General features: G+C 69.5%; 1 protein-coding gene. It reads right to left on the bottom strand.

Going from position 1 to position 1,681, the window contains the following annotated elements; translation table 11 throughout:
- Nucleotides 1-1,001: 1,001 nt before the first annotated feature.
- Entirely contained in the window at nucleotides 1,002-1,421 is a 420-nt protein-coding gene (locus ACFP1K_RS41025) for a YkvA family protein (protein WP_380764006.1), read from the bottom strand.
- Nucleotides 1,422-1,681 lie beyond the last annotated feature (260 nt).

Genomic DNA, 1,681 nt, shown 5'->3' with positions numbered 1-1,681 from the left:
ACGCCAACACCTCTGCCACCACACTCGCCGAACTCACCCCGCGCCCACAACCAGACGATTCGATCACTTGATTTACACCACCCCACGGGACGTCACCCCCCGCTGTGCGGCCCCGGCCCTCCCGTCCCATGTGGGTTTTGCGAATCGGCGCCGCGATGGCGGGACGTCGTACGGCGAAGTCGGCGCCGCCCTACGGCGGACAACCCACGGTGTGTGCGGCGCCGCTGAAATCGTCCTTGCAAGAGGACGCGCTCCGCGCGACAGCCGCAAGGGCTGTTCTCCTGCGGGGGACACCCCCACACCCCCGGACCCTGCCGGGCTCACCGTGCTCCACCGCGACACGTCCCGGTCCACCCCCAACGTCCCGGTCCACCCCCAACGTCCGTCCACACCGACCATCTGGGTCCACCCCCACCTTCCCGGTCCGCGCCGCCCGACCCGGCTCTACTCCCCGCCGGCCCCGGCCCTCCCGTCCCATGTGGGTTTTGCGAATCGGCGCCGCGATGGCGGGACGTCGTACGGCGAAGTCGGCGCCGCCCTACGGTGGACAACCCACGGTGTGTGCGGCGCCGCTGAAATCGTCCTTGCCAGAGGGCGCGCTTCGCGCGGAAGGGCGCAAGGGCTGTTCTCCTGCGGGGGACTCCCCCGCACCTCCGGGCCCTGCCGGGCTCACCGTGCTCCACCGCGACACGTCCCGGTCCACCCCCAACGTCCCGGTCTACCCCCAACGTCCGTCCACACCGACCATCTGGGTCCACCCCCACCGTCCAGGTCCACCTCCAACATCCCGATACACCGCAACGTCCGTCCATACCTACCATCTGGGTTCCACACTCACCGTCCCGGTCCGCGCCGCCCGACCTGGCTCCACTCCCGCTGTACGGCCCCCTGTTCTCGTCACCCTCGAGGGTTTGGTGCATCAGCGCCGCGACGACGGACAGCCGCCACTTGGTGATCATCGGGTCGTGATCGCAAGGCGAGAATCGGTACCAGTCCGCCTGCTACTCGGGCTGGGCGGGACGGCGGGCGATTCCGGTGAGTCGGCAGAGTGCGGTGAAGCCGTCATCGCTTCCGGGCCAGTGTCGGCGGACGGCGTCCAGGCCTGCGCGGCGGACCACGCCGCGCAGGACGAAGGTGACGATGATCGCGTCGTCGGCGTAGCCGAGGATGGGGATGAAATCGGGGATCAGGTCGATGGGCATTGCCAGGTAGGCCATGAGCAGGCCGAGTCGTACTCGGATGCCGGTCGGTAGTGTGCGGTCGGCGGCCAGGCGGCGAAGCAGTCGCAGCAGGTCGGGCAGGATGCGTAGCGCCTCGGTGAGTAAGGAGCCCTTCGGGCGGATCAGGGCCAGGGCGATGATCAGCAGTGTCCAGCCGGCCGCGACCGCGATCAGGATGCCGATCAGGATGTCCCATCCCATGTCGAGCTCCTCTATACGGTGCCGGTGTGCGAGGGCCGGCCGACGCGTGGCTGTGGAGTGGCCGGGGCGATGGCGGATGTCCACCGTCGCCCGGCCTTGCCGAGGGGACGGCGAAGGCCGGGCGGGCTGGGAGCGGTGGGTTGTCAGACCGTGGGGAGGTAGGGGCCGATCTTTTCGTCTTCGGGGTCGTGGGGGAGGTAGGTGGTGCCTAGTTTGGGCTGCCAGGGGACGGTCAGGAGGGGGGTGGTCTGGGCTTCGGG

The sequence above is a fragment of the Sphaerisporangium aureirubrum genome, from assembly GCF_042658925.1.
Taxonomy (GTDB): Bacteria; Actinomycetota; Actinomycetes; order Streptosporangiales; family Streptosporangiaceae; genus Sphaerisporangium; species Sphaerisporangium aureirubrum.
The sequence above is the reverse complement of the archived record's forward strand: the minus strand, read 5'-3'. Positions and strand labels throughout refer to the sequence as shown.

Excerpts from the sequence above, each read along its gene's own strand:
- ACFP1K_RS41025 (WP_380764006.1), bottom strand. The coding sequence starts at position 1,421 with ATGGGATGGGACATCCTGATCGGCATCCTGATCGCGGTCGCGGCCGGC.